General features: G+C 70.9%; 17 protein-coding genes and 1 pseudogene. 12 read left to right on the top strand and 6 right to left on the bottom strand.

The genetic code is table 11. The features are described 5' to 3' along the window. Nucleotides 1–84: 84 nt before the first annotated feature. Nucleotides 85–804: a DUF1707 SHOCT-like domain-containing protein gene (locus tag ACWD10_RS27715; RefSeq protein ID WP_451095666.1), complete on the bottom strand. Its 720-nt coding sequence runs from the start codon at nt 802–804 to the stop codon at nt 85–87. A 156-nt stretch (nt 805–960) separates the two neighbouring features. On the opposite strand from ACWD10_RS27715, the gene ACWD10_RS27720 reads away from it, so the two are divergent. After that, a complete protein-coding gene (locus ACWD10_RS27720; protein WP_451095668.1) occupies nt 961–2,640 on the top strand; it encodes a fumarate hydratase in 1,680 nt (559 codons plus the stop codon). A gap of 50 nt (nt 2,641–2,690) precedes the next feature. Here ACWD10_RS27720 and ACWD10_RS27725 read toward each other — a convergent pair whose 3' ends face one another. Then, a complete protein-coding gene (locus ACWD10_RS27725) occupies nt 2,691–3,188 on the bottom strand; it encodes a hypothetical protein (protein WP_451095670.1) in 498 nt (165 codons plus the stop codon). A gap of 230 nt (nt 3,189–3,418) precedes the next feature. On the opposite strand from ACWD10_RS27725, the pseudogene ACWD10_RS27730 reads away from it, so the two are divergent. After that, nucleotides 3,419–3,742: pseudogene (locus ACWD10_RS27730) on the top strand (lyase family protein); the annotation flags it as partial. A gap of 686 nt (nt 3,743–4,428) precedes the next feature. Here the strand turns inward: ACWD10_RS27730 and ACWD10_RS27735 are convergent. After that, nucleotides 4,429–5,076 (bottom strand): hypothetical protein, encoded by a 648-nt coding sequence (locus ACWD10_RS27735; protein WP_451095672.1) that lies wholly within the window; start codon nt 5,074–5,076, stop codon nt 4,429–4,431. A gap of 256 nt (nt 5,077–5,332) precedes the next feature. Here ACWD10_RS27735 and ACWD10_RS27740 point away from each other — a divergent pair, with 256 nt between their 5' ends. From ACWD10_RS27740 to ACWD10_RS27760, 5 genes are all read left to right on the top strand, one after another. Next, the gene (locus tag ACWD10_RS27740) at nt 5,333–5,554 is read left to right on the top strand and encodes a hypothetical protein (protein WP_451095674.1); all 222 of its coding nucleotides are present in this window, start codon (nt 5,333–5,335) and stop codon (nt 5,552–5,554) included. A 154-nt stretch (nt 5,555–5,708) separates the two neighbouring features. Then, a complete protein-coding gene (locus tag ACWD10_RS27745) occupies nt 5,709–7,118 on the top strand; it encodes a class II fumarate hydratase (protein ID WP_451095676.1) in 1,410 nt (469 codons plus the stop codon). A gap of 57 nt (nt 7,119–7,175) precedes the next feature. Next, on the top strand, nt 7,176–7,862 hold the full coding sequence (gene fomD, locus ACWD10_RS27750) for a cytidylyl-2-hydroxypropylphosphonate hydrolase (protein ID WP_451095678.1): 687 nt from the start codon (nt 7,176–7,178) through the stop codon (nt 7,860–7,862). Between the two features lie 346 nt (nt 7,863–8,208). Then, nucleotides 8,209–8,880, top strand: a complete 672-nt coding sequence (locus ACWD10_RS27755; RefSeq protein WP_451095784.1) for a class I SAM-dependent DNA methyltransferase — start codon at nt 8,209–8,211, stop codon at nt 8,878–8,880. 88 nt (nt 8,881–8,968) lie between these two features. Then, nucleotides 8,969–11,323, top strand: a complete 2,355-nt coding sequence (locus ACWD10_RS27760) for a SpoIIE family protein phosphatase (RefSeq protein ID WP_451095680.1) — start codon at nt 8,969–8,971, stop codon at nt 11,321–11,323. Between the two features lie 115 nt (nt 11,324–11,438). On the opposite strand, the gene ACWD10_RS27765 is transcribed toward ACWD10_RS27760, so the two are convergent. After that, on the bottom strand, nt 11,439–13,805 hold the full coding sequence (locus ACWD10_RS27765) for a transglycosylase domain-containing protein (RefSeq protein WP_451095682.1): 2,367 nt from the start codon (nt 13,803–13,805) through the stop codon (nt 11,439–11,441). Nucleotides 13,806–14,168: 363 nt separating this feature from the next. Here ACWD10_RS27765 and ACWD10_RS27770 point away from each other — a divergent pair, with 363 nt between their 5' ends. Together ACWD10_RS27770 and ACWD10_RS27775 are read left to right on the top strand one after the other, a co-directional pair. Next, nucleotides 14,169–15,062, top strand: a complete 894-nt coding sequence (locus ACWD10_RS27770) for an SPFH domain-containing protein (protein ID WP_451095786.1) — start codon at nt 14,169–14,171, stop codon at nt 15,060–15,062. Continuing rightward, nucleotides 15,059–15,316, top strand: coding sequence for a hypothetical protein (locus ACWD10_RS27775; protein WP_451095684.1), 258 nt, complete (start codon nt 15,059–15,061; stop codon nt 15,314–15,316). The genes ACWD10_RS27770 and ACWD10_RS27775 overlap by 4 nt, the downstream gene beginning before the upstream one ends. 34 nt (nt 15,317–15,350) lie before the next feature. On the opposite strand, the gene ACWD10_RS27780 is transcribed toward ACWD10_RS27775, so the two are convergent. Further along, on the bottom strand, nt 15,351–16,664 hold the full coding sequence (locus tag ACWD10_RS27780; RefSeq protein ID WP_451095686.1) for an LAETG motif-containing sortase-dependent surface protein: 1,314 nt from the start codon (nt 16,662–16,664) through the stop codon (nt 15,351–15,353). A gap of 303 nt (nt 16,665–16,967) precedes the next feature. Here ACWD10_RS27780 and ACWD10_RS27785 point away from each other — a divergent pair, with 303 nt between their 5' ends. The 3 genes from ACWD10_RS27785 to ACWD10_RS27795 are packed head-to-tail and all read left to right on the top strand — an operon-like array spanning nt 16,968 to nt 20,568. Then, the gene (locus tag ACWD10_RS27785) at nt 16,968–17,492 is read left to right on the top strand and encodes a PadR family transcriptional regulator (protein WP_451095688.1); all 525 of its coding nucleotides are present in this window, start codon (nt 16,968–16,970) and stop codon (nt 17,490–17,492) included. After that, nucleotides 17,489–18,196, top strand: a complete 708-nt coding sequence (locus tag ACWD10_RS27790; RefSeq protein ID WP_451095690.1) for an ABC transporter ATP-binding protein — start codon at nt 17,489–17,491, stop codon at nt 18,194–18,196. Before ACWD10_RS27785 ends, ACWD10_RS27790 begins: the two co-directional genes overlap by 4 nt. A 20-nt stretch (nt 18,197–18,216) precedes the next feature. Continuing rightward, a complete protein-coding gene (locus tag ACWD10_RS27795) occupies nt 18,217–20,568 on the top strand; it encodes an ABC transporter permease (protein WP_451095692.1) in 2,352 nt (783 codons plus the stop codon). Between the two features lie 73 nt (nt 20,569–20,641). On the opposite strand, the gene ACWD10_RS27800 is transcribed toward ACWD10_RS27795, so the two are convergent. Further along, entirely contained in the window at nt 20,642–21,595 is a 954-nt protein-coding gene (locus ACWD10_RS27800; RefSeq protein WP_451095694.1) for a LysR substrate-binding domain-containing protein, read from the bottom strand. Nucleotides 21,596–21,718 lie beyond the last annotated feature (123 nt).

Consider the following 21,718-nt stretch of genomic DNA (forward strand, 5'->3'; position numbering starts at 1 on the left):
AGCAAGGCCTACCCGCTGTACGCGGCCCTATGCACTGAGTTCCGGTGCACGGAAGTTCCCCCGCCGCTTCCCGGTCAAGCCGCGTCAGTCGAGGTGCTTGCGCAGATGCCTGCCCACATACCGGCCGACGTATTGATGCAGATCCTCAATCAGCTTGCCGCGCTTGGGTCTTGCCTCGATGTTCCCGAACACCGAGAAGCCGTCGACGTACACCACCGGGGCGGCCGGGTCGGGCGAGGAGAGGGTGTCGACCTCGAAGTTGCCGAAGACGCCGGTGCCGCTGCCGCGCAGCGAGATGTTCTCCGGGGCCTTGATCTCGACGTTGCCGAAGACCGAGACCGCCTTGATGACGACCTCCCGGTACTCGAACAGCCCCTCGGTGAGGTCGATTTCGACGCTGCCGAAGACGGCGTACGCATGGGTCCTGCGGCCCACGCGCCAGCGGCCCTTGCGCGTGGAGCTGCTGAAGACGGCGACCAGCTTGTCGTCCGGTTCGGCGGGCACGGTGCCGGGCGTCGGGCCGAGCGCCGGGTCGGGCGCGGGCTCGGCGGCCGGGCGCGGGCCCGCGCCACCGGGCAAGTCCCGTACGTACGGCTCCAGTTCGGGGACGGTCTTCGCGGCGTACACGCCCTCGACCCGCTCGGCGTGCTCCTCCGCGGTGAGCCGGCCCTCGGCCAGGGCCTCGCGCAGGATGTCGGCGGTGCGGTCGCGGTCGGCGTCCGAGGCGCGCAGGGCGGACGGTGCCGGGGCTTCGGCGGGGGCCGCCGGAGCCTCGGGGGTCTCGGGGTGCTTCTCCAGATCCACGACGGCCACCGTACCCAAACGCGATAGATCGCGACTAGAGGATGTGAGGTCCTACTGAGCCTTACCTCACAAGTTCAGGGTCGGCTCCGGGTCCTACCCTTAAGGGCGCCGGCCAAGGGCGGCCGGCCGCTGTCTGCCGAGTGAGGAATGGGCGTCATGCCGGAGTTTGCGTACACCGATCTGCTTCCCACGGGAGAGGACACCACGCCGTACCGCCTGGTGACCTCCGAAGGCGTCTCCACCTTCGAGGCGGACGGGCGCACGTTCCTCAAGGTCGAGCCGGAGGCGCTGCGCCAGCTCGCCGAGGCCGCCATCCACGACATCCAGCACTATCTGCGCCCGGCCCACCTGGCCCAGCTGCGCCGGATCATCGACGACCCGGAGGCGTCCGCGAACGACAAGTTCGTGGCGCTCGACCTCCTGAAGAACGCGAACATCGCGTCCGCGGGCGTGCTCCCCATGTGCCAGGACACCGGCACCGCCATCGTCATGGGCAAGCGCGGCCAGAACGTCCTCACCGAAGGTGAGGACGGCGAGGCCCTGTCGCGCGGCATCTACGACGCGTACACCAAGCTCAATCTGCGCTACTCGCAGATGGCCCCGCTGACCATGTGGGACGAGAAGAACACCGGCTCCAACCTGCCGGCCCAGATCGAGCTGTACGCGACCGACGGCGGCGCCTACAAGTTCCTCTTCATGGCCAAGGGCGGCGGCTCGGCCAACAAGTCCTTCCTCTACCAGGAGACCAAGGCCGTCCTGAACGAGACGTCCATGATGCGGTTCCTGGAGGAGAAGATCCGCTCCCTGGGTACGGCAGCCTGCCCGCCGTACCACCTCGCGATCGTCGTCGGCGGTACGTCGGCCGAGTACGCCCTGAAGACCGCGAAGTACGCCTCCGCGCACTACCTGGACGAGATCCCGGCCGAGGGCTCCGAGCTCGGCCACGGCTTCCGCGACAAGGAGCTGGAGGAGAAGGTCTTCGAGCTGACCCAGAAGATCGGCATCGGTGCGCAGTTCGGCGGCAAGTACTTCTGCCACGACGTGCGCGTGGTGCGGCTGCCGCGGCACGGTGCGTCCTGCCCGGTCGCGATCGCCGTGTCCTGCTCGGCCGACCGGCAGGCCGTAGCGAAGATCACCGCCGAGGGCGTCTTCCTGGAGCAGCTGGAGACCGACCCGGCGAAGTACCTGCCGGAGACCACCGACGAGCAGCTCACCCAGGGCGCGGGCCCGGACCTGGACGCCGTCAAGATCGACCTCGGCCGTCCCATGGACGAGATCCTGGCCGAGCTGACCAAGCACCCGGTCAAGACCCGGCTCTCGCTCACCGGCACGCTCGTCGTGGCCCGCGACATCGCGCACGCCAAGATCAAGGAGCGGCTCGACGCGGGCGAGGAGATGCCGCAGTACCTCAAGGACCACCCGGTCTACTACGCCGGACCCGCGAAGACGCCCGAGGGGTACGCCTCCGGCTCCTTCGGCCCGACGACGGCCGGGCGGATGGATTCGTACGTGGAGCAGTTCCAGGCCGCGGGCGGCTCCAAGGTCATGCTGGCCAAGGGCAACCGGTCGAAGCAGGTCACCGACGCGTGCGCCGCGCACGGCGGGTTCTACCTCGGGTCGATCGGCGGGCCCGCGGCGCGGCTCGCGCAGGACTGCATCAAGAAGGTCGAGGTGCTCGAGTACGAGGAGCTCGGCATGGAGGCGGTCTGGAAGATCGAGGTCGAGGACTTCCCGGCGTTCATCGTGGTCGACGACAAGGGGAACGACTTCTTCCAGAACCCGGCCCCGGAGCCGACGTTCACCCACATCCCGGTGCGCGGCCCTGGTCTGGGCTGACCCGGACAAGCCGGTCACGGGGGCCCGGGCAGGGGCCCCCGTTCCGGTGGTCAGCGGGTGCCGCTGAACTCCAGGCGGTCATAGTCCCCGTCAGGGGTCGAGCGGATGGAGCCGCGCGCGTCCTTGAAGTCGCCGGTTCCGCCGGTGATGGCGATGTCGAACGGCTCCTGCTCCTCCTCCGTCAGTTTGACCGAGAGCAGCGTCTGGCCGGTGATCTGTCCGCCGGGTTCCCCGGTGAGCGCGTACGTGCCCACGCAGTGCATGTCGCTCGGGTTCCCGGCGCGCACGACGGTGCAGGTCACGCCGCCCCGGCCGACCCTGTCGCCACCCTTGGTGCGATAGACGTCTTCGGCGATGGCGAAGGTGTCCCCGACCCGGGGTGCCTGGCCCTCCTCCTGCTCGCCTTCGTCGGCCGGAACCTCCTTGACGTAGAGGGTGAAATCGAGGGGTTCGGTTTGGGCGGTGGTGGCGGAGGCCGGGACGCCGAAGGCGACGGCCGCGGTCAGACAGGCGCCGAGCACACCGATCCTCTTGAAGCTGCGTGACATCTGCTGCCTCCCGTGGGGTGGTGATTCGCCCCTGGGCCCACCCCTCATTGTCCGACGGTCACCGCGCCTCCGCCCGTCCGGCCGAGGCCGGGATGGAGCGGGACGGACAAACACGGGCGCGGCGCGGCACTCGCGCGCCCGGCGCTCGCGTTCCGTGAGGATGATCGCCGTAAGTCCGAACCGGAATAGCGGGCCGCGGCCCGGTGCTCCCCTGTACGGAGGCGATCATGATGACGAACGACGAAGGCCGGAAGGGCCAGTACCGGATCGAGCACGACTCCATGGGCGAGGTGCGGGTCCCCGCGGACGCCAAGTGGCGGGCCCAGACCCAGCGCGCCATCGAGAACTTCCCGATCTCCGGGCAGCGCATCGAGCGCGCCCACATCGAGGCGCTGGCCCGGATCAAGGCGGCCGCGGCCAAGGTGAACGCCGAACTCGGCGTCGTGGACAAGGACATCGCGGAGGCGATCGAGGCGGCGGCCGCGGAGGTCGCCGAGGGGCGCTGGGACGAGCACTTCCCGGTCGACGTCTTCCAGACCGGTGCCGCTGTCACCGTCCGCGAACACCGGCAGCGGACCATGCGGCCAGCCGCCTACATGGCTCCGGCGCGCTCAGGGGAGCCCTACCGCTGGCTCACCGAGGCCACGAAACTCCGGCGCTCACGCACGCAGCAAGCTACTGGAGGTACGGGAAGCCATACCGCCCGACGCTGCTGCGGCACTGCGGCTCCCCGAGGGCGACAGGGCTCTGCTCCGCTGCCAGGTGCTCACGATCGATGACGAGCCGGTGGAACTGGTGAAGTCCTAATACCCGCTGGACATCGCCCGCGGCACGGCCATGATGGAACGCCGCAGGATCAAGGGTGGTACCCCCGCCCTCCTGGCCGAGCTGGGATACCAGCCCCGCTTCAGTGTGGATCGGGTCCCCGCGTCCCCGCGCAGGAGCAGTACCAGGCCCTCCGACTCTCCAGCAGCCTTCCCGTACTCCGCACTTTGCGCGTCGTGTACAGCGACGACGAGCGCCCCATCGAGGCCACCGTCATGGCCAAAGCCGGGCATCTCTATGAGTTGCAGTACGAGTTCACACCGAAATGAGTCAGCCATCCCGCCGAGGCGGGACGACGCTACTTATGGCATGAGCATTGTTGAGCGGCGCATCACGGGTCCGGTTCGGTTGGTGCCGGTCGCCGACCGGAGTGTGCCAGTGGCCAACCTGCGGCTCTTTGCGTCTCTGCGAGCCCTCAGCGGCTCCGGGTGCGCTGCTTGTGCCCCTTGACGTCGGGCCGGCCGATGTGGCCTTCCGGGCGCTGGGACTCGCCGAGCCAGAGGTTCGGGACATACTGGTAGACGGCCGCGACCACCGAGCGCTGGTTAGCGGCGGTGAGGGGGAGCCGGTAGCGCAGGCGGGGCAGGTGTGGGTGGATCGGATCCTCGTCACGGACCAGGGCCCACAGAGTCGGGTCGTCGCGGTCGATGGGGCCAGAGGGGCAGAGCTCAAGCGAATAGATCTTGGTGCCCTTGCCGAAGTTACTCCAGTACAGCCCGACTCCGGCGAGGGTGTGCCAGGGGATGACGTTCTGGAGCTGCCCCTTCTGCAGCCACAGTCCGGTCTGGTCGACGAGCACCCGGGTCTTGCGGTCACTCCAGACGGGGATCAGGACGCAGACGCCGAAGACACCGATGACGATCATGAAGAGGACGCCGGCGTATCCGCTGACGCTGGACTCGCCCTTCTGATTCCCGGTGGCGACCACTACGGCACCGAATATGCCGACGATTCCGATGGCGATGGCGATGACCGCACAGGGAACAGCCTTGAGCGCGCTTCCACGGCCGGTCTTTATGACGGTGGCGTTCGGGGACGGTGCGGGTGTGCTGGGTGGGAACATGGGCAAAGCCTAACCAGCGGTTGTGGGCGGCAGTTGGGGACCACGAGCTCAGAGCAGCTGGGGTGGGGAACCCGGGAGACTACGATCTCCTGCCATGGCAACTCATCACGGCGATCGATACGACAGTGGCCCCTATGACAGGAACCCGTCACCCATGCCGCCGCAGCCCGCGGAACTGCGGGCACACTTCCAGGGGCAGCAGCCGAAACCACGTACCGGGAGAGCGATAGGGCTCTGGATGCACAGCGTGTTCGCCATGGCGCTCGCACTGTTCTGCCTGTACACGCTCGTGGCGTCCCTCAAGGACGGCGCGGGCATGGGGGTGTGGCTCATCGCGCTCGCCGTGGGCATGGGCTGTGCCTGGCTGACCTTTGACCTCTCACGCCGAGACATCACCCGATGGACACGGCTGACTACCACCGTCGGAATTTTGGCCGTGGCAGTCGGCCACCAGTTGGCCGCGAACTCCGTTGCATGAGCGGTTCCGGGTGCACGGCGGGCCTCCGTGAGATCGTCGTCACCGCGTGGCAGCCCTCGACCGGGTGACCACGCCGCTCGGCCTACTCGCGCCTCCCCGGTTTGGGAACAACTGTGATCCGTACAGACGCTGTGGATCACAGGAGGTGGCGACAATGGACGCCGAGCGCCAGAAGGACGGGTACGACTACCGGATCGAGCACGACTCCATGGGCGAGGTGCGGGTCCCCGCGGACGCCAAGTGGCGGGCCCAGACCCAGCGCGCCATCGAGAACTTCCCGATCTCCGGGCAGCGCATCGAGCGCGCCCACATCGAGGCGCTGGCCCGGATCAAGGCGGCCGCGGCCAAGGTGAACGCCGAACTCGGCGTCGTGGACAAGGACATCGCGGAGGCGATCGAGGCGGCGGCGGCTGAGGTCGCCGAGGGGCGCTGGGACGAGCACTTCCCGGTCGACGTCTTCCAGACGGGGTCGGGCACGTCCTCCAACATGAACACCAACGAGGTGCTCGCCACGCTCGCGAGCGAGCGCCTGGGCCGGGACGTGCACCCCAACGACCATGTGAACGCCTCCCAGTCGTCGAACGACGTCTTCCCGTCGTCGATCCACATCGCGGCGACCGCGGCCGTGACCCATGACCTCATCCCGGCCCTGGAACACCTGGCGACCGCCCTGGAGCGGAAGGCGGGGGAGTTCGCGGAGGTCGTGAAATCGGGGCGGACGCATCTGATGGACGCGACGCCGGTCACGCTCGGCCAGGAGTTCGGCGGGTACGCGGCGCAGGTGCGGTACGGCGTGGAGCGGCTGCGGGCCTCGCTGCCCCGGCTCGCCGAACTCCCGCTCGGCGGCACGGCGGTGGGCACCGGGATCAATACGCCGCCCGGCTTCTCGGCCGCCGTCATCAGCGAGGTCGCCCGCGCGACCGGGCTTCCGCTGACCGAGGCGCGCGACCACTTCGAGGCGCAGGGCGCGCGCGACGGGCTCGTGGAGACGAGTGGGCAACTGCGGGTCATCGCGGTCGGCCTGACGAAAATCGCCAACGACCTGCGCTGGATGGCCTCCGGTCCGCGCACCGGCCTCGCCGAGATCAACCTGCCGGATCTACAGCCGGGTTCGTCCATCATGCCCGGCAAGGTGAACCCGGTGATCCCGGAGGCGGTCCTCATGGTGGCGGCACAGGTGACCGGCAACGACGCGACGGTGGCGGCGGCGGGTGCGGCCGGGAACTTCGAACTCAACGTCATGCTTCCGGTGATGGCCAAGAACGTGCTGGAGTCGGTGCGGCTGCTCGCGACCTCGTCCCGGCTGCTCGCGGACCGGACCGTGGACGGGATCACGGCGAACGCGGATCGGGCGCGGGAGTACGCGGAGTCGTCACCGTCCGTGGTCACGCCGCTGAACAAGTACATCGGGTACGAGGAGGCGGCGAAGGTCGCCAAGCGGGCGCTCGCGGAGCGGCGGACCATTCGGGAGGTCGTACTCGATGGGGGGTATGTGGAGCGGGGGCTGCTGACGAGGGAGCAACTGGACGCGGCGCTGGATGTGTTGCGGATGACGCGGCCGTAGGGGCACTTCCCGGGAAGGGGCGGGGCCGGGGAGAAAGTCGGCCACTAAGATCAGGTCATGACGGATACGACAACCTCACGGAGTGGGCGCAGGGGGGCCGGACGCTGGGCACCCGGCAGTCAGATCCTGTGGCGGTACCGGGAGAACGCCGGGAGCCAGTTCCACATCTGCCGCCCCGTGACCGTCGTTCAGGACACCGCCGAGCTGCTCGCCGTCTGGATGGCCCCCGGCACCGAGTGCGTCAAACCCGTGCTCGCCGACGGCACCCCCGTACGCCGCGAGCCGCTCGCCACCCGCTACACCAAACCCCGCGCCGTGCGACGGGACCGCTGGTTCGGCACCGGCATCCTCAAGCTCGCCCGGCCCGCCGAACCGTGGTCGGTCTGGCTGTTCTGGGAGCCCGGCTGGCGGTTCAAGAACTGGTACGTCAACCTCGAGGCGCCGCAAGCGCGTTGGCAGGGCGGCGTCGACTCGGAGGACCACTTTCTGGACATCTCCGTGCACCCGGACGGCAGTTGGCAGTGGCTGGACGAGGACGAGTTCGCCGAGGCACAGCGGGTCGGTCTGATGCGCCCCGCACAGGCGGCAGAGGTGCGCTCCGCGGGGCGGGCGGCGATCGAGCGGATCGAGGCGTGGGGGCCGCCGTTCGCGGACGGCTGGCAGCACTGGCGGCCCGACCCGGCCTGGCCTGTGCCGGAGCTTCCGGTGGACTGGGATCGTACGCCCGCGCGTGTGTCCCCATGAGACCCTTGCTGCGCCCCCATGGTCCAAACGTAGGATCGTCGTCCGCAAGGGCGCAAAGGCGCGGACGGACCAGGACCGGAGCACCGGACCGGAGCACCGGACCGGGGCCGAAGGACCCGGCCGGGGCCAGGGGGCCGGGAGCGCCGCCGAGCGGCGGCGCGGAAACGCAACTGACCAGGCGATTCCGGCGCCTGACCGGACGTCACCGAGGGGCGGCAGGGACGTGAGCGAAGAGAACGACGGGCACGCGGCGGGCGACCGCGGCGCCACGCCCACGCCGGAACGCGCGGCCACGGCCGCGAACGCGGACACAGACACGGCCGCGGACACGACCGCGGACACGACCGTGGAACGATCAGATCCGGCCAATCAAGGCGGTCCGGTTGACCGTTCCGGGCAGGCTGCCGCCTTCGACGCCATCGGTGCGCGGTACGACGACGCCTTTCCGCACAAGGAGGGGCAGCTCGCGGCGGTCGACTGGCTGGCCGAGTCCCTCGCGCCGGGCTCCCGGGTGCTCGACGTGGGCTGCGGTACCGGGATGCCCACCGCGCGGCGGCTCGCGGACGCCGGGCACTCGGTCGTCGGCGTCGACCTCTCCGGGACCATGGTGGAACTGGCCCGGAAGCACGTGCCCGAGGGCGAGTTCCGGCAGGGCGACCTGGTCGAGCTGCGCCCCGACGGGCCCGGCGGCACCGGTCAATTCGACGGCGTGGCCTGCTACTTCACGCTGCTCATGCTGGAGCGTACGGAGATCCCGGGGGCGCTGCGGACGCTGCGCTCGCTGCTTCGGCCCGGTGGCCTGCTCTCGCTGTCGATGGTCGAGGCCGACTTGGACGGCGCACCAATTCCGTTCCTGGGCCACACAATCCGGGTATCCGGTTACCTGCGAGACGAATTGCGCCAGGTCGTGAGCGCCGCGGGTCTGGAGGTCGTAGGGGAGGACGCGTACGCGTACGCGCCCGCGAGCCCCGACGTACCACCCGAGCACCAACTGTTCCTCAACTGTCGGCGCGGCTGAGCCAGATGCATCACCGGTCTTCACGGCTGCACCACCGGACTTCACGGCGCGCCCGGCGCGCAGCCCCGGACGGACGGATTCGAAACGCGTGACGGAGCACTCCAACTCGCACGAGGGCAGGCAGCCACGGGCTGCCCGGCCGGCCGCCCCCGCGGACCCACGCGGGGCGCTGCTGCGTTCCTCGGCCACCCCGGACGAACCCCCCACCTCTGACGAAACCGCCACCCCGGCCGCCCACGGCGCCGCGGGCGGCCCGGGCCCACGCGCCGCCGCCTTACCGGCACAGGGCCGCCCCGCCGACGGCACGAGCTCCGGCCACACCAAGGCCGGTCACCCGGACACCCCGGACCCGGAGCCGGGCGCCCACCGGCCGCGACCTGAGGAGAACGAGCACCCGGCACCCGGGGACGCCGCTGCCGCCCACCGCCCCGGCGGCGCCGAGCACGCCCGGCGTCCCGCCTCCGAAGGGTCCGCCGAGTCCGGTGGGCCGGGCGGCCCGAGCGGTCCCGGTGCGCCGGGCGGCCCGAGCGGCCCCGGTGCGGCTGGCGGTCCCGACGCGTCCGGCGCCGCCACCGCCGCACCCGGCATCCCCTCACCCGCCCCCACCCCCGCCCCCGCCCCCGCTCCAGGTGGCACCGACGGCGGGGCCGGAGCGGGTCCCGGCGGCGGTTCCGTAGGCGGGTCCGCCGGAGGGCCCGCCGCAGGATCCACCGGAGGCGACGCAGCGCGCCGGGAGACCGACCGGCTCCGCTTCGTCGGGGCCGCCACCCGGCGCATCGCCCGCGGGATCGATCTCGACGAGATCGTGATGGGGCTCTGCCGCGCCACCGTGCCGACCTTCGCCGACGCCATCCTCGTCTACCTGCGCGACCCGCTGCCGGTCGGCGACGAGCGGCCGGTCGGCCCCGTCGTGCTGCGGCTTCGCCGTACCGACCGGATACCCGAGTCCATCGACGACACCGGCGGCTCCGGCATGGGCACCGACACCGGCGTCCTGTCGCCCACGCTGCCCGTACAGCCCGACATCGCCGCGGCCGAGCTCTGCGAGGTGCGCTCCGGCAGCGCGCTCGCGGAGGTCCTGCGCGGCGTACGGCCGGTCTTCGGCGACAGCCCGGCCGCCCGGCTCGCCCTGCCCGAACTGCTCGGCGGCGACCACGCGTTGCCGGACGGCCGCCGCGCGCTGCTCGCTCCGCTGCGCGGGCGGCGCCGGGTGATCGGCGCGACCGTGTTCCTCAGACGGCCCGAGCGCGCCGCGTTCGAGCAGGACGACCTGCTCGTCGCCGCCCAGCTGGCCACGCACACCGCGCTCGGCATCGACAAGGCCGTGCTCTACGGCCGCGAGGCGTACATCGCCGACGAGCTGCAGCGCACCATGCTCCCGGAGACGCTGCCGCAGCCGACCGGCGTCCGGCTCGCCAGCCGGTACCTGCCCGCGGCCGAGACCGCCCGGGTCGGCGGCGACTGGTACGACGCCATCCCGCTGCCCGGCAGCCGCGTCGCGCTCGTCGTGGGCGATGTGATGGGTCACTCCATGACCTCCGCCGCGATCATGGGTCAGCTGCGCACCACCGCGCAGACGCTCGCCGGGCTCGACCTGCCGCCGCAGGAGGTCCTGCACCACCTCGACGAGCAGGCCCAACGGCTCGGCTCGGACCGCATGGCGACCTGCCTGTACGCTGTGTACGACCCGGTCACGCACCGCATCACCATCGCCAACGCCGGACATCCGCCGCCCGTCCTGCTGCACATCGGCGGCCGCGCCGAGGTGCTCCGCGTCCCGGCCGGGGCGCCCATCGGCGTCGGCGGCGTCGACTTCGAGGCCGTGGAGCTGGACGCCCCGGCGGGCGCGACGCTGCTCCTCTATACGGACGGGCTCGTCGAGTCCCGCCTCAGGGACGTATGGACCGGCATCGAGCAGCTACGCGAACGGCTCGCCGCCACCGCCCAGCTGACCGGCCCGGACCACCCGCCGCCCCTGGAGGCGCTCTGCGACGAGGTGCTCGACATGCTCGGCCCCGGCGACCGGGACGACGACATCGCGCTGCTCGCCGCCCGCTTCAACGGGATCGCGCCCAGCGACGTCGCGTACTGGAACCTGGAGCCGGAGCACGCCGCCCCCGGCCGGGCCCGCCGCCTCGCCCGCCGCGCACTCGCCCGCTGGGACCTCGAAGAGCTGACCGACCCCGTGGAGCTCCTGGTCAGCGAGGTCGTCACCAACGCGGTGCGGTACGCGACCCGGCCGATCACGCTGCGCCTGCTGCGTACGGACGTGCTGCGCTGCGAGGTCGGCGACGACGTACCGCAGTTGCCGCGGCTGCGGCAGGCGCGGGCTACGGACGAGGGCGGACGCGGGCTGTATCTGGTGAACCGGTTGGCTCGACGGTGGGGGGCTACTCGGCTCTCCACGGGGAAGGTTGTGTGGTTCGAGCTCAATCGGTCTTAGCCCCTGGCCCGCCCCTTCCCGGCTGTGTCGATATGCGGCTAACGCCGCGTGGCTGACGGCCTTCGGGGGCTCCGCCCCCGGACCCCCGCTCCTCAAACGCCGGAGGGGCTATAAATCAGTTCCGCCCCCGCCCGTTCCCGTTCCCGCTGTCCTCGTCCTCCGTCGGGATGCTCCACGACTCGCTCGGGGTCGGTGAGCCGGTCGTCGGGATGTCCGTCGGGCCGGTCGTCGGCGGGGCCGAAGTCGTCGGCGGGGCCGAGGTCGTCGGGGCCTCGGAGGTCGGCGGGGCCGAGGTCGTGGGCGGCGCGGACGAGGTGTCGTCCGTCGGCTCCTGCGTGGGAGTGGGCGTCGGGGTCGGGGTCGGCGCCACGCCCACGCCCATGTCGGTGTCCAGGTCGAACTTGGCGTCCGAGCCGCCGTTCAGGGCGGCCAGCGTGTACGCCGCCCAGATCCGGGACGGGAAGCCGCTGCCGTGGATCTTGCCGTCGCCGCCCGCTCCGGCCAGGGAGACGTGGTCGCCGGGGCCCGCGGGCGACTTGTCCGGGCGGTCCAGGCCGCCGCCGTCCTCCGGGGCCTCGCCGAACATGCCGACGACGGTGACGAGTTCGGGCGTGTACCCGGCGAACCACGCCGACACGTTGTTGTCGGAGGTGCCGGTCTTGCCGACCGCCGCGTACTTGCCCGCGTACTGCCCCGTGGCCACCGCGGCGCCGGTGCCGTCGTTGACGACGCCGCGCAGCACGGAGGTCACCGAGTCCGCGGTCTGCCGCTCGATCACCTGGTCACCGAGGGGGTCGACCTCGACCGGGGCGCGGCCGGGGTGCTCGGCGGACTTGAGTACCGACGGGGTGACCTTCTTGCCGTGGTTGCCGAGGGTGGCGTACACCCCGGCCATCTCCATCGGGCTCGCGCCCATGGAACCGAGCGTCATCGCCGGGTCGGTGGAGAACTCGTCCATGCCGAGGGCCATCCCGGTCTGCTGCACCCGGTCCATGCCGACGTCGGCGCCCATTTGTGCGTAGACCGAGTTCACCGACTTGTCCATGGCGCGCTGGACGGTGACGTCGCCGTAGTCCTTCTTGCCCTCGTTCGGCGGGGCGTAGGGCTTCTCGCCGCCCTTGACCGGGCGGCCGCTGGTGCCGTCGTAGATCGTGCTGGCCCGGATCGGCTCGCCGGTCTGGGTCTGCGCGTCGTTCTCCAGGGCGGAGGCGAGGATCACCGGCTTGAAGGTGGAACCCGGCTGGTAGTCGTCGCGGGTGGCGTTGGATATGTAGTGCTTGGCGCGGCCCTCACCGCCGTAGAGCGCGACCACGCCGCCGGTCTTCGGGTCCACGGAGACCGCACCGGCCTGCACGGCGGCGTCGACCTTGCGCTTGTCCGAGTCGAGGTTCTCGGTCAGCTGCTTCTTGACGGCCTTCTCCAGGTCCGCCTGCTTGTTCTTGTCGATGTTCAGGGTGATCGTCCAACCGCCCCTCCGGACCAAGGCGTTGGCGTCGTCCTTGGACAGGCCGTCGCGCTCGGCGAGCCGGGCGGCGAGCTGGATGTTGGCCTCCTCGACCAGATAGCCGATCTGGCCCTTCTCGTCCGCGGAGGGCTTGGGCTTGTCGGGCACCGGGAACTTCATGCCGTCCCGCTCGCTCGCGGGCAGCCAGTGCTCCTCGACCATGTTGTCGAGTACGTAGTTCCAGCGCGCCTTCACGAGCTTCTTGCTCTGCGGCGAGGCCACCGCCCAGTCGTACTGGCTCGGCGCCTGAAGGAGCGCCGCGAGATAGGCGCCTTGCTCGACCGACAGGTTCTGGGCGTCGACGCCGTAGTACGCCTGGGCCGCGGCCTGGATGCCGTACGCGTTCCGCCCGTAGTAGCTGGTGTTGATGTACCCGGCGAGGATCTCGTCCTTGCTCTTCTGCTGGTCGACCTTGAGGGAGATCACCAGCTCCTTGAGCTTGCGGGTGACCGTACGGTCCTGGGTGAGGTAATAGTTCTTGACGTACTGCTGCGTGATCGTCGAGCCGCCCTGCTTGCCCTTGCCGGTCACGGTGTTGAGCAGGCCGCGGGCCGTGCCCTTGATGTCGACGCCCTGGTCCTCGTAAAAGGTCTTGTTCTCCGCGGCGACGAAGGTGTTCCGCACTTCCTTGGACACCTGGTCGAGGCCGACGATCTCCCGGTTGACCTTACCGGTGCGGGCCATGACCGTGCCGTCGCGGTATTTGTACGTATTGCTCTCGAGCCTGGCCTCGGCCTTCGCGTCCGGCACCGGCACGAGGAGATAGAGGGCGATGAAGCCGCCCATGGCGAGCAGCACCAGACCGAGGAAAGTGCCGAGGACCTTCTTCCAGGTGAAGAGGCGGCGTATCCGGCCGCCGCGCTTCGGCGCACGACGGGACCCCCGGGGACGTATGCCCTCGGACTGCGACCGCGCAGGCGTCGCACGGCGGGCACCGCCGCCGCGCTGCCGCGCTCGTCTCGCTTCCGCTCGGCCCATTACTCCGTCGCTCCAGTCAAGTCGGCTTCCCCCGGGTCAGCTCATGAAGCTAACACCGGCCATGCGGACAAAGGACTGTCGATCCGGCCTTTTCCGGACGTGACAATCAGCACCTGTCCTATGGGAACCGACCACTGGGGGGCGCGAAGGGTTGCACGGCAGGGATAAAGTGCTAGCACTTTGCTAGGCTGGTGATAGACCAGTCGGCAGACCAACCACGACACGACCGGCCACCACACAGACCAACCACTACGGGGAGTACGGGGAGTTCGCATCATGAGCGCATACGAGACCAGGGACGGCAGCCCGAACGACAGCGCACCGAGCAGCACGTCCGTAGAAGTTCGCGCCGACGGGCCCGAGATGCCCGCGCCGCGGGTGCGGGAGTTCGCCGCGCATTCCATCGGCGGCGGGGTGGCGTTGCTGCTCGGCCTGGTGGGGCTGCTCGTCGGCGCCGGGATGGTCGTCCTGGCGACCGGGTTCGAGTCGGCGGGCACCAAGGCCACACTGATCGTCGTCGGGGTCCTCGTCGGCATCGCCGCGTTCCTCGCCATGTGCGGTCTGAACATGGTGGCGCCGGGCGAGGCCCGCGTGGTCCAGCTCTTCGGGCGCTACCGCGGCACGATCCGTACGGACGGGCTGCGCTGGGTCAACCCGCTGACGTCCCGCAGCAAGATCTCGACGCGGGTGCGGAACCACGAGACCGCCGTACTCAAGGTCAACGACGCCTACGGCAACCCGATCGAGCTGGCCGCGGTCGTGGTGTGGAAGGTCGAGGACACCGCGCAGGCGATGTTCGAGGTGGACGACTTCCTGGAGTTCGTCTCGACGCAGACCGAGGCCGCGGTGCGGCACATCGCCATCGAGTACCCGTACGACTCGTACGACGAGGAGCGGCTCTCGCTGCGTGAGAACGCCGAGGAAATCACCGAGAAGCTCGCGGTGGAGCTGCACGCGCGCGTGGAGGCGGCCGGGGTCCACATCATCGAGTCGCGGTTCACGCACCTCGCGTACGCCCCGGAGATCGCGTCCGCGATGCTCCAGCGGCAGCAGGCCGGTGCGGTGGTCGCGGCGCGGCGGCAGATCGTGGACGGTGCGGTCGGGATGGTCGAGGGGGCGCTCGCCCGGATCACCGAGCAGGACATCGTGGAGCTCGACTCGGAGCGGAAGGCGGCGATGGTGTCCAACCTGATGGTGGTGCTGTGCGGGGACCGCTCGGCGCAGCCGGTGGTGAACACGGGGACGCTGTACCAGTGACCCCGTCGGACCCGGGGTCCGGCGAGACCCCTAAGCGGAAGCCGCAGCAGCGGAAGCAGGTGCTGCTGCGGCTCGATCCGCTGGTGTACGACGCGTTGGCCCGGTGGGCCGGGGACGAGCTGCGGTCCGCCAATGCGCAGATCGAGTTTCTGCTGCGGCGGGCGCTGGCGGAGGCGGGGCGGCTGCCGGGGGCGGCGGGGCCTATGCCCCGGCGGGGGCGGCCGCCCAAGTCGTCGCCGGAGGAGGGGGGTTGACCGGGGGCCTGCGGCCCCCAGACCCCCGCCTTCCTCAAACGCCGGACGGGCTGTTCTTGCGCCGCCGCACCACGAGCACTGCCCCCACACCCAGCGCGAACGCCGCCGCTCCCGCTCCGGCCAGCGGCAGCAGCGCCGAGGACGAGCCCGTCTCGGCGAGGTCGCCCCGGACCGGAGCCTTGTCCGTGCCGCCCTGGGCCGACGGGCCCGCGTCCTTGCCCTTCTTACCGGAGTTACCGGACGTGGCATCCGAGCCGTCGGCGCCCGGCCGCTTGTCGTCCCCCACCCCCGGCTTGCCCGGCTTCGCGTCGTCGATCTCACCCGGCTTGCTGCCCTTGGGGAGCAGCCCGATGTCGTACCGCTTCATCGGGCCGTAGACGCACGGCCGGTAGTCGCTCGACGCGTCCGCCGCGAAGAGCGCGATCGCCTCGCCCGGCGCCGCCTTCGGGTCGACCGTGAGGCGCATCTTCAGCTCGTCGCGTGCGCCCGGCTTCATGGGGCCGACGGGGGCGAGGTGTTCGGGCTTCTCGCCGTTCAGGGTCTGCCAGTTGGAGCCGTTCGACCACTCGACCTTCAGGCGGTTCGGCGCACCGGCGCGGGCACCCTCCTCGTGGAAGAAGACCAGCGGGTCGACCGTCAGGGTGTGCTCGGTGTCGTTGGTGAGGCGGAGCGTGAAGTTCACGGGGGTGCCCGCCACGACCTTCGACGGCAGGCCGTGCGCGAGGGCGGTCAGGCCCTCCTCGCGGACGCATTCCTTCGCCGCGGCGAGCGCCTTGTCCGCCGCTTCCTTGGCCTTGCGCGCCTTGTCGTGGGCGGTCTGCAGGACGCTGTACTTGCGGACCGCCGCCACCCGGGCGTCGTCGAGCGCCGTGCGCGTCGCCTTCGCCTTGGCGTCGGCCTCCCCGCGGGCCTTCTCGGCCGCTGCGAGCGCGGACTCGGCGTCCTCTACCGCCTTCTGGGCCTCGGCCTTCTCCTCTTCGGTGGTGGCCTTCTCCAGTGCGGCGCGCGCATCCGTCAGCGCCGTCCCGGCGGCCGACTCAGCGGTGGCCGCCTCCTTCGCCGCCTTGTCCGCGGCGAGCCAGGCGGCCTTGAGCGGGTGGTCGTCGGCGTCCAGGGCGTCCAGGGTCGCCTCGAGCTCCTTCCGGCCCTGCTCCTCTGCGGCGCGTGCCTCGTCGTACGCCTTCTTCGCGTCGGCGGCGGCCTTCTCCAACTCCGCGTAGGTCGGCTGATCGGCCGTACGGGCCGCGGGTGCGGCGACGGCGGCGAACGCGGGGGTGGCGGCTGTCAGCGCGACGGGCATGGTCACCGCGGCGGCGACGGCCACGGCGAGGGAACGACGGAGTTTCACGTGGGGCCTTTCTGGTCGGGGGCAGGTTCTTTCGGTTCACCGGCTCACCGGTTCTGCGGTTCACCGCTCCACCGGTTCGGCGGTTCTCCTGGTTCTGCCGACTACTGCGACTCCTGGCCCGGCCGTACGGATGCCTTGCTGTCCCCGATGTTCTCCGGATCGTGATATTCGGGCCCCGACCCCGCCTGACCAGCCAGGAAGGCCACCCGGAGTACCCGCACCGCACCCGCTCCACATCGGCACCCATCCGCTATACACCCCGGCTATACACGCGAGGTATACACACCGTGTACTGTGCTTCGCATGTCCATCGGTCACACCCTTCTAGGACTCCTGGAGTCCGGGCCGCGCCACGGCTACGACCTCAAGCGCGCCTTCGACGAGAAGTTCGGCCACGACAAGCCCCTGCACTACGGGCAGGTCTACTCGACCATGTCGCGGCTCCTGAAGAACGGCCTCGTGGAGGTCGACGGGATAGAGGCCGGCGGCGGGCCGGAGCGCAAGCGGTACGCCATCACCGACGCCGGGATCACCGACGTCGAGCGGTGGCTCGCGAACCCCGAGAAGCCCGAGCCGTATCTCACCTCGACCCTCTACACCAAGGTCGTCCTCGCCCTGCTCACCGGCCGCGACGCCGCCGACCTGCTCGACACCCAGCGGGCCGAGCATCTGCGGATGATGCGGATCCTCACCGACCGCAAGCGCAAGGGCGACCTCGCGGACCAACTCATCTGCGATCACGCCCTGTTCCACCTCGAGGCCGACCTGCGCTGGCTGGAACTGACCGCCGCCCGCCTCGACAAGCTCGGAAAGGCGGTCGGCGCATGACCCTCTCCACACCCCCCACACCCCCGCCCGGCTCGCTCCTCACCGCGAGCGGGCTGCGCAAGGCGTACGGACCCACGACCGCCCTGGACGGCGCAGACTTCTCCATACACCCGGGCGAGACTGTCGCCGTCATGGGCCCCTCCGGCTCCGGCAAGTCGACGCTCCTGCACTGCCTCGCCGGGATCGTCATGCCCGACGCGGGCTCCATCACGTACGACGGGCGGGACCTCACCGCGATGAACGACGCCGAGCGCAGCGCCCTGCGGCGCGGCGAGTTCGGCTTCGTCTTCCAATTCGGCCAGCTCGTACCGGAGTTGACGTGCGTCGAGAACGTCGCCCTGCCGCTGCGTCTGAACGGCACCAAGCGCAAGGAGGCCGAACGGACCGCGCTGAGCTGGATGGAGCGCCTTGAGGTCGACGACCTCGCGGGCAAGCGGCCCGGCGAGGTCTCCGGCGGACAGGGCCAACGCGTCGCCGTCGCCCGCGCCCTGGTCACCCGGCCCCGGGTGATCTTCGCGGACGAGCCGACCGGCGCCCTCGACTCACTCAACGGCGAGCGCGTGATGGAGCTGCTCACGGACGCCGCCCGCTCGGCCAACGCCGCCGTCGTCCTCGTCACCCACGAGACCCGCGTCGCCGCCTACTCGGACCGCGAGATCGTCGTACGCGACGGCCGGTCCCGGGACATGGAGCGCGCCGTATGACGCGCCATATGACGCGCCGTATGAACCGCACCACGGTCGGCTCCTGGCTGCGCGACCTGGGCATGGGCCTCCGCTTCGCCTTCAGCGGCGGCGCCGAGAGCTGGGTGCGCACCTCGCTCACCGCCGTCGGCGTCGGCCTCGGCGTCGCCCTGCTGCTCGTCACCACCGCGGTGCCCAACGTCTTCGGCAACCGCGACGCGCGCAACGACGCCCGCACCGACCTCCAGTACCGCGTCAAGGTCATGCCGAAGGCCGACGACACCGTGGTGCTCGCGCGGGTCGACACCGAGTTCCGGGAGAAGGACGTACGCGGCCGCCTGGCGCAGCCGGAGGGCCCGAACGCCCCGCTGCCGCCCGGGGTTTCCGCGTATCCCAAGCCCGGCGAGCTGATCGTCTCGCCCGCGCTCGGCCAGCTCCTCGAAAGCGACGACAACAAGCTGCTGCGCGACCGGCTGCCCGGGGACAAGATCGTCGGCACCATCGGCGACGACGGCCTGACCGGCCCCGGCGAACTCGTCTTCTTCGCGGGCGCCGACGACCTCGTGCCCGGCGCCCCGGACACCGAGCGCATGGACTCCTTCGGCGCCACCGAGCAGCCGGAGGGCATGGATCCGATCCTGCTCCTGCTCACCCTGGTCGTCTTCGTCGTGCTGCTCACCCCGGTCGCCGTGTTCATCGCCGCGGCCGTACGGTTCGGCGGCGAGCGGCGCGACCGCCGGCTCGCCGCGCTCCGCCTGATCGGCGCCGACGGCCGCATGGTGCGCCGGGTCGCGGCCGGTGAGGCGCTCGCCGGTGCGCTGCTCGGCCTTGTCGTGGGCGCCGGAGTCTTCCTCGGTGCCCGGCAGTTGGCGGGCCAGGTCGAGGTCATGGACGTCAGCGTCTTCCCGGCCGATCTCGACCCGACGCCCGCGCTCGCGCTCCTGGTCGCGGTGGCGGTGCCGGTCGCCGCGGTGGCCGTGACGCTGTTCGCACTGCGCTCCGTCGTCATCGAGCCGCTCGGGGTCGTACGCACCGCCAAGCCCGCCCGGCGCCGCCTGTGGTGGCGGCTGCTGCTTCCGCTCGCCGGACTCGGGCTGCTCTACCCGATGATCGGGCAGGGCAACGAACGGGGCGAGTTCAACCAGATCATGGTGACCGGCGGTGTGCTGCTCCTCCTCATCGGCATCACGGCGCTGCTCCCCTGGCTCGTCGAGACCACCGTGGCACGGCTCGGCGCGGGCCCGGTGGCCTGGCAAATGGCCGTCCGCAGGCTGCAGTTGAGCAGCGGCACGGCGGCCCGGATGGTCAACGGCATCGCGGTCGCGGTGGCCGGGGCGATCGCCCTGCAGATGCTGTTCGCCGGAGTCGAGAACGACTACACCAAGTCCACCGGGCAGGACACGAACCGGGCCCAGGTGAACGTCATGGTGCCCCGGTCCCCCGACTCCGCGCGCCAGACCCAGGAGGCGTACGACAGGCTGCGCGGCACCGACGGCGTACGGAAGGTGACCCAGCCGCTGACCTCCGTCGAGATCGGCGAGAAGCGCAAGGACCCCGACCAGTACAGCTCCCTCACCGTCGGCAGCTGCGCGGCGCTGCGCGAGGTGGCCGAGCTGCCGTCCTGCAAGGAGGGCGACCTCTTCCAGGTACACGGCGCGAAGTACGACGACGACACCCCCAAGCTGGCCCGCCCCGGCCGGACGCTCTGGCTCGACCCGTCGTACGGCGGCGACACCCGGGCCCACCCGATGACCTGGAAGCTGCCCGCGAAGGTCAAGCGCGCCGACGCCCGCGAGGACCCGCGCGGCGTGGAGACCGGCGGCTTCCTGGCGACGCCGAGCGCCTTCCCGAAGGCCGCGACGGCCGCCCGGACGGGCCATTTGTACGTCCAGCTCGACCGCTCCGTGCCGGACGCCATCGAGCAGGTGCGCACGGCGGCGGCTCAAGTGTCGCCCCGGGTCACGTCCTTCTCGATGGCGGCCAGCAAGCAGGCGGCCCGCTTCGCCACCGTCCGTACCGGCCTGTTCGTGGGCGCCGCCTGCGTCCTGGTCCTGATCGGCGCGAGCCTGCTCGTCTCGCAGTTGGAGCAGCTGCGCGAACGCAAGAAGCTCCTGTCGTCCCTGGTCGCCTTCGGCACCCGGCGCCGCACCCTGAGCCTGTCGGTCCTGTGGCAGACGGCGGTCCCGATCGTCCTCGGTCTGGTCCTCGCCTCGGCGGTGGGCCTGACGCTGGGCGCGGTACTCCTCGGCATGGCGGCCCGGCCCGCCCGGGTCGACTGGGCGTCGGTGGCCTCGATGTCGGGGATCGGCGCGGTGGTCGTCCTCCTGGTCACGGCACTGAGCCTGCCGCCGCTGCTGAAACTGATGCGGCCGGAGGGGCTGCGTACGGAGTGAGCCGCCCTGGCGGCTACCGGGCGGGCCGACAGACTCAGCCGACAGACTCAGCCAACCGGCTCAGTCGACCGGCTCAGTCGACGGCCCGCCCGGTCACGCGGACCGGAAGCGACCGCAGCACCCCGCGCAACTCCGCGGCCAGTTCCTCGTATTCGGCGCTGCGGGCCGCGCCCGTCCGCATGGCGAGCGCGATCCGCCGGGACGGCGCGGGCTCCGCGAAGTAACCGGTGAGCAGCTGGCCGGACCGCGAGGTCTCCACCCTCTCGGCAGTACGCGGCAGGAGCGTGACCCCGAGCCCCCCGGCCACCAGCTGCACCAGGGTGGAGAGCCCGGCCGCGGTGGTGGTCGCCGCGGACTCGGCACGCCCCACCTCCCGGCAGATGTCCAGGGCCTGATCACGCAAACAATGCCCCTCGTCAAGGAGCAGCAGATTGAGCTCGCGCAGCGCCTCACGAGGGATGCCCTCGCGCCCGCCGAGCCAGTGATCGAGCGGCGTGACGAGCACGAAGTCCTCGTCGAACAGCGGGAGTTCGGTCACCCCGGGAACCCCAAGGGGTACCGCGAGCAGCAGCAGGTCGAGCCGCCCGGCGAGCAGCCCATCGATCAACGAAGCGGTCTGCTCCTCATGCACCTGAAGATCGAGCTCCGGGTAGCGCTCGTGCACGAGCCGCAGCACCGTCGGCAGCAGATACGGCGCCACGGTGGGAATCGCGCCGAGCCGCAGCGTCCCGGTGAACGGCCCGCGCACCGCCTCCGCCTCCTCCATCAGCTCCCCGACCGAGTCGAGCACCTGCTGCGCCCGCGCGGCGAGCCGCTCCCCCGCGGGCGAGAGCAGCACCTTGCGGGTGGTCCGCTCGAGCAGCTGCACGCCGAGCACCTCCTCGAGCGCCGAGACGGCACCGGAGAGCGCGGGCTGACTCATCCCGATCGCGGCGGCGGCATCCCTGAAGTGCAGATGCTCGGCCACGGCTACGAAGGCACGCAGCTGGGCGAGGGTGGGCTGCCGCCCTTTGTTGCTACGGGCCACTGCATTACTACGGGCCACTGATAGGTACCTCCGATCACCCTGACCCAGTCTAGGAGGGCGCGTGGTGTTCTTTGAAAACAAGACCACTGATCAACCCTCTTTGCGTAGGCTCGCCTCCAGGCA

The organism is Streptomyces sp. NPDC002851, assembly GCF_053591935.1.

Coding starts and splice junctions, on each gene's coding strand:
- ACWD10_RS27765 (WP_451095682.1), bottom strand. CDS start 13,805: ATGGGCCGAGCGGAAGCGAGACGAGCGCGGCAGCGCGGCGGCGGTGCC.
- ACWD10_RS27725 (WP_451095670.1), bottom strand. CDS start 3,188: ATGTCACGCAGCTTCAAGAGGATCGGTGTGCTCGGCGCCTGTCTGACC.
- ACWD10_RS27770 (WP_451095786.1), top strand. CDS start 14,169: ATGCCCGCGCCGCGGGTGCGGGAGTTCGCCGCGCATTCCATCGGCGGC.
- fomD (WP_451095678.1), top strand. CDS start 7,176: ATGACGGATACGACAACCTCACGGAGTGGGCGCAGGGGGGCCGGACGC.
- ACWD10_RS27735 (WP_451095672.1), bottom strand. CDS start 5,076: ATGTTCCCACCCAGCACACCCGCACCGTCCCCGAACGCCACCGTCATA.
- ACWD10_RS27795 (WP_451095692.1), top strand. CDS start 18,217: ATGAACCGCACCACGGTCGGCTCCTGGCTGCGCGACCTGGGCATGGGC.
- ACWD10_RS27745 (WP_451095676.1), top strand. CDS start 5,709: ATGGACGCCGAGCGCCAGAAGGACGGGTACGACTACCGGATCGAGCAC.
- ACWD10_RS27790 (WP_451095690.1), top strand. CDS start 17,489: ATGACCCTCTCCACACCCCCCACACCCCCGCCCGGCTCGCTCCTCACC.
- ACWD10_RS27785 (WP_451095688.1), top strand. CDS start 16,968: ATGTCCATCGGTCACACCCTTCTAGGACTCCTGGAGTCCGGGCCGCGC.
- ACWD10_RS27740 (WP_451095674.1), top strand. CDS start 5,333: ATGGCGCTCGCACTGTTCTGCCTGTACACGCTCGTGGCGTCCCTCAAG.
- ACWD10_RS27720 (WP_451095668.1), top strand. CDS start 961: ATGCCGGAGTTTGCGTACACCGATCTGCTTCCCACGGGAGAGGACACC.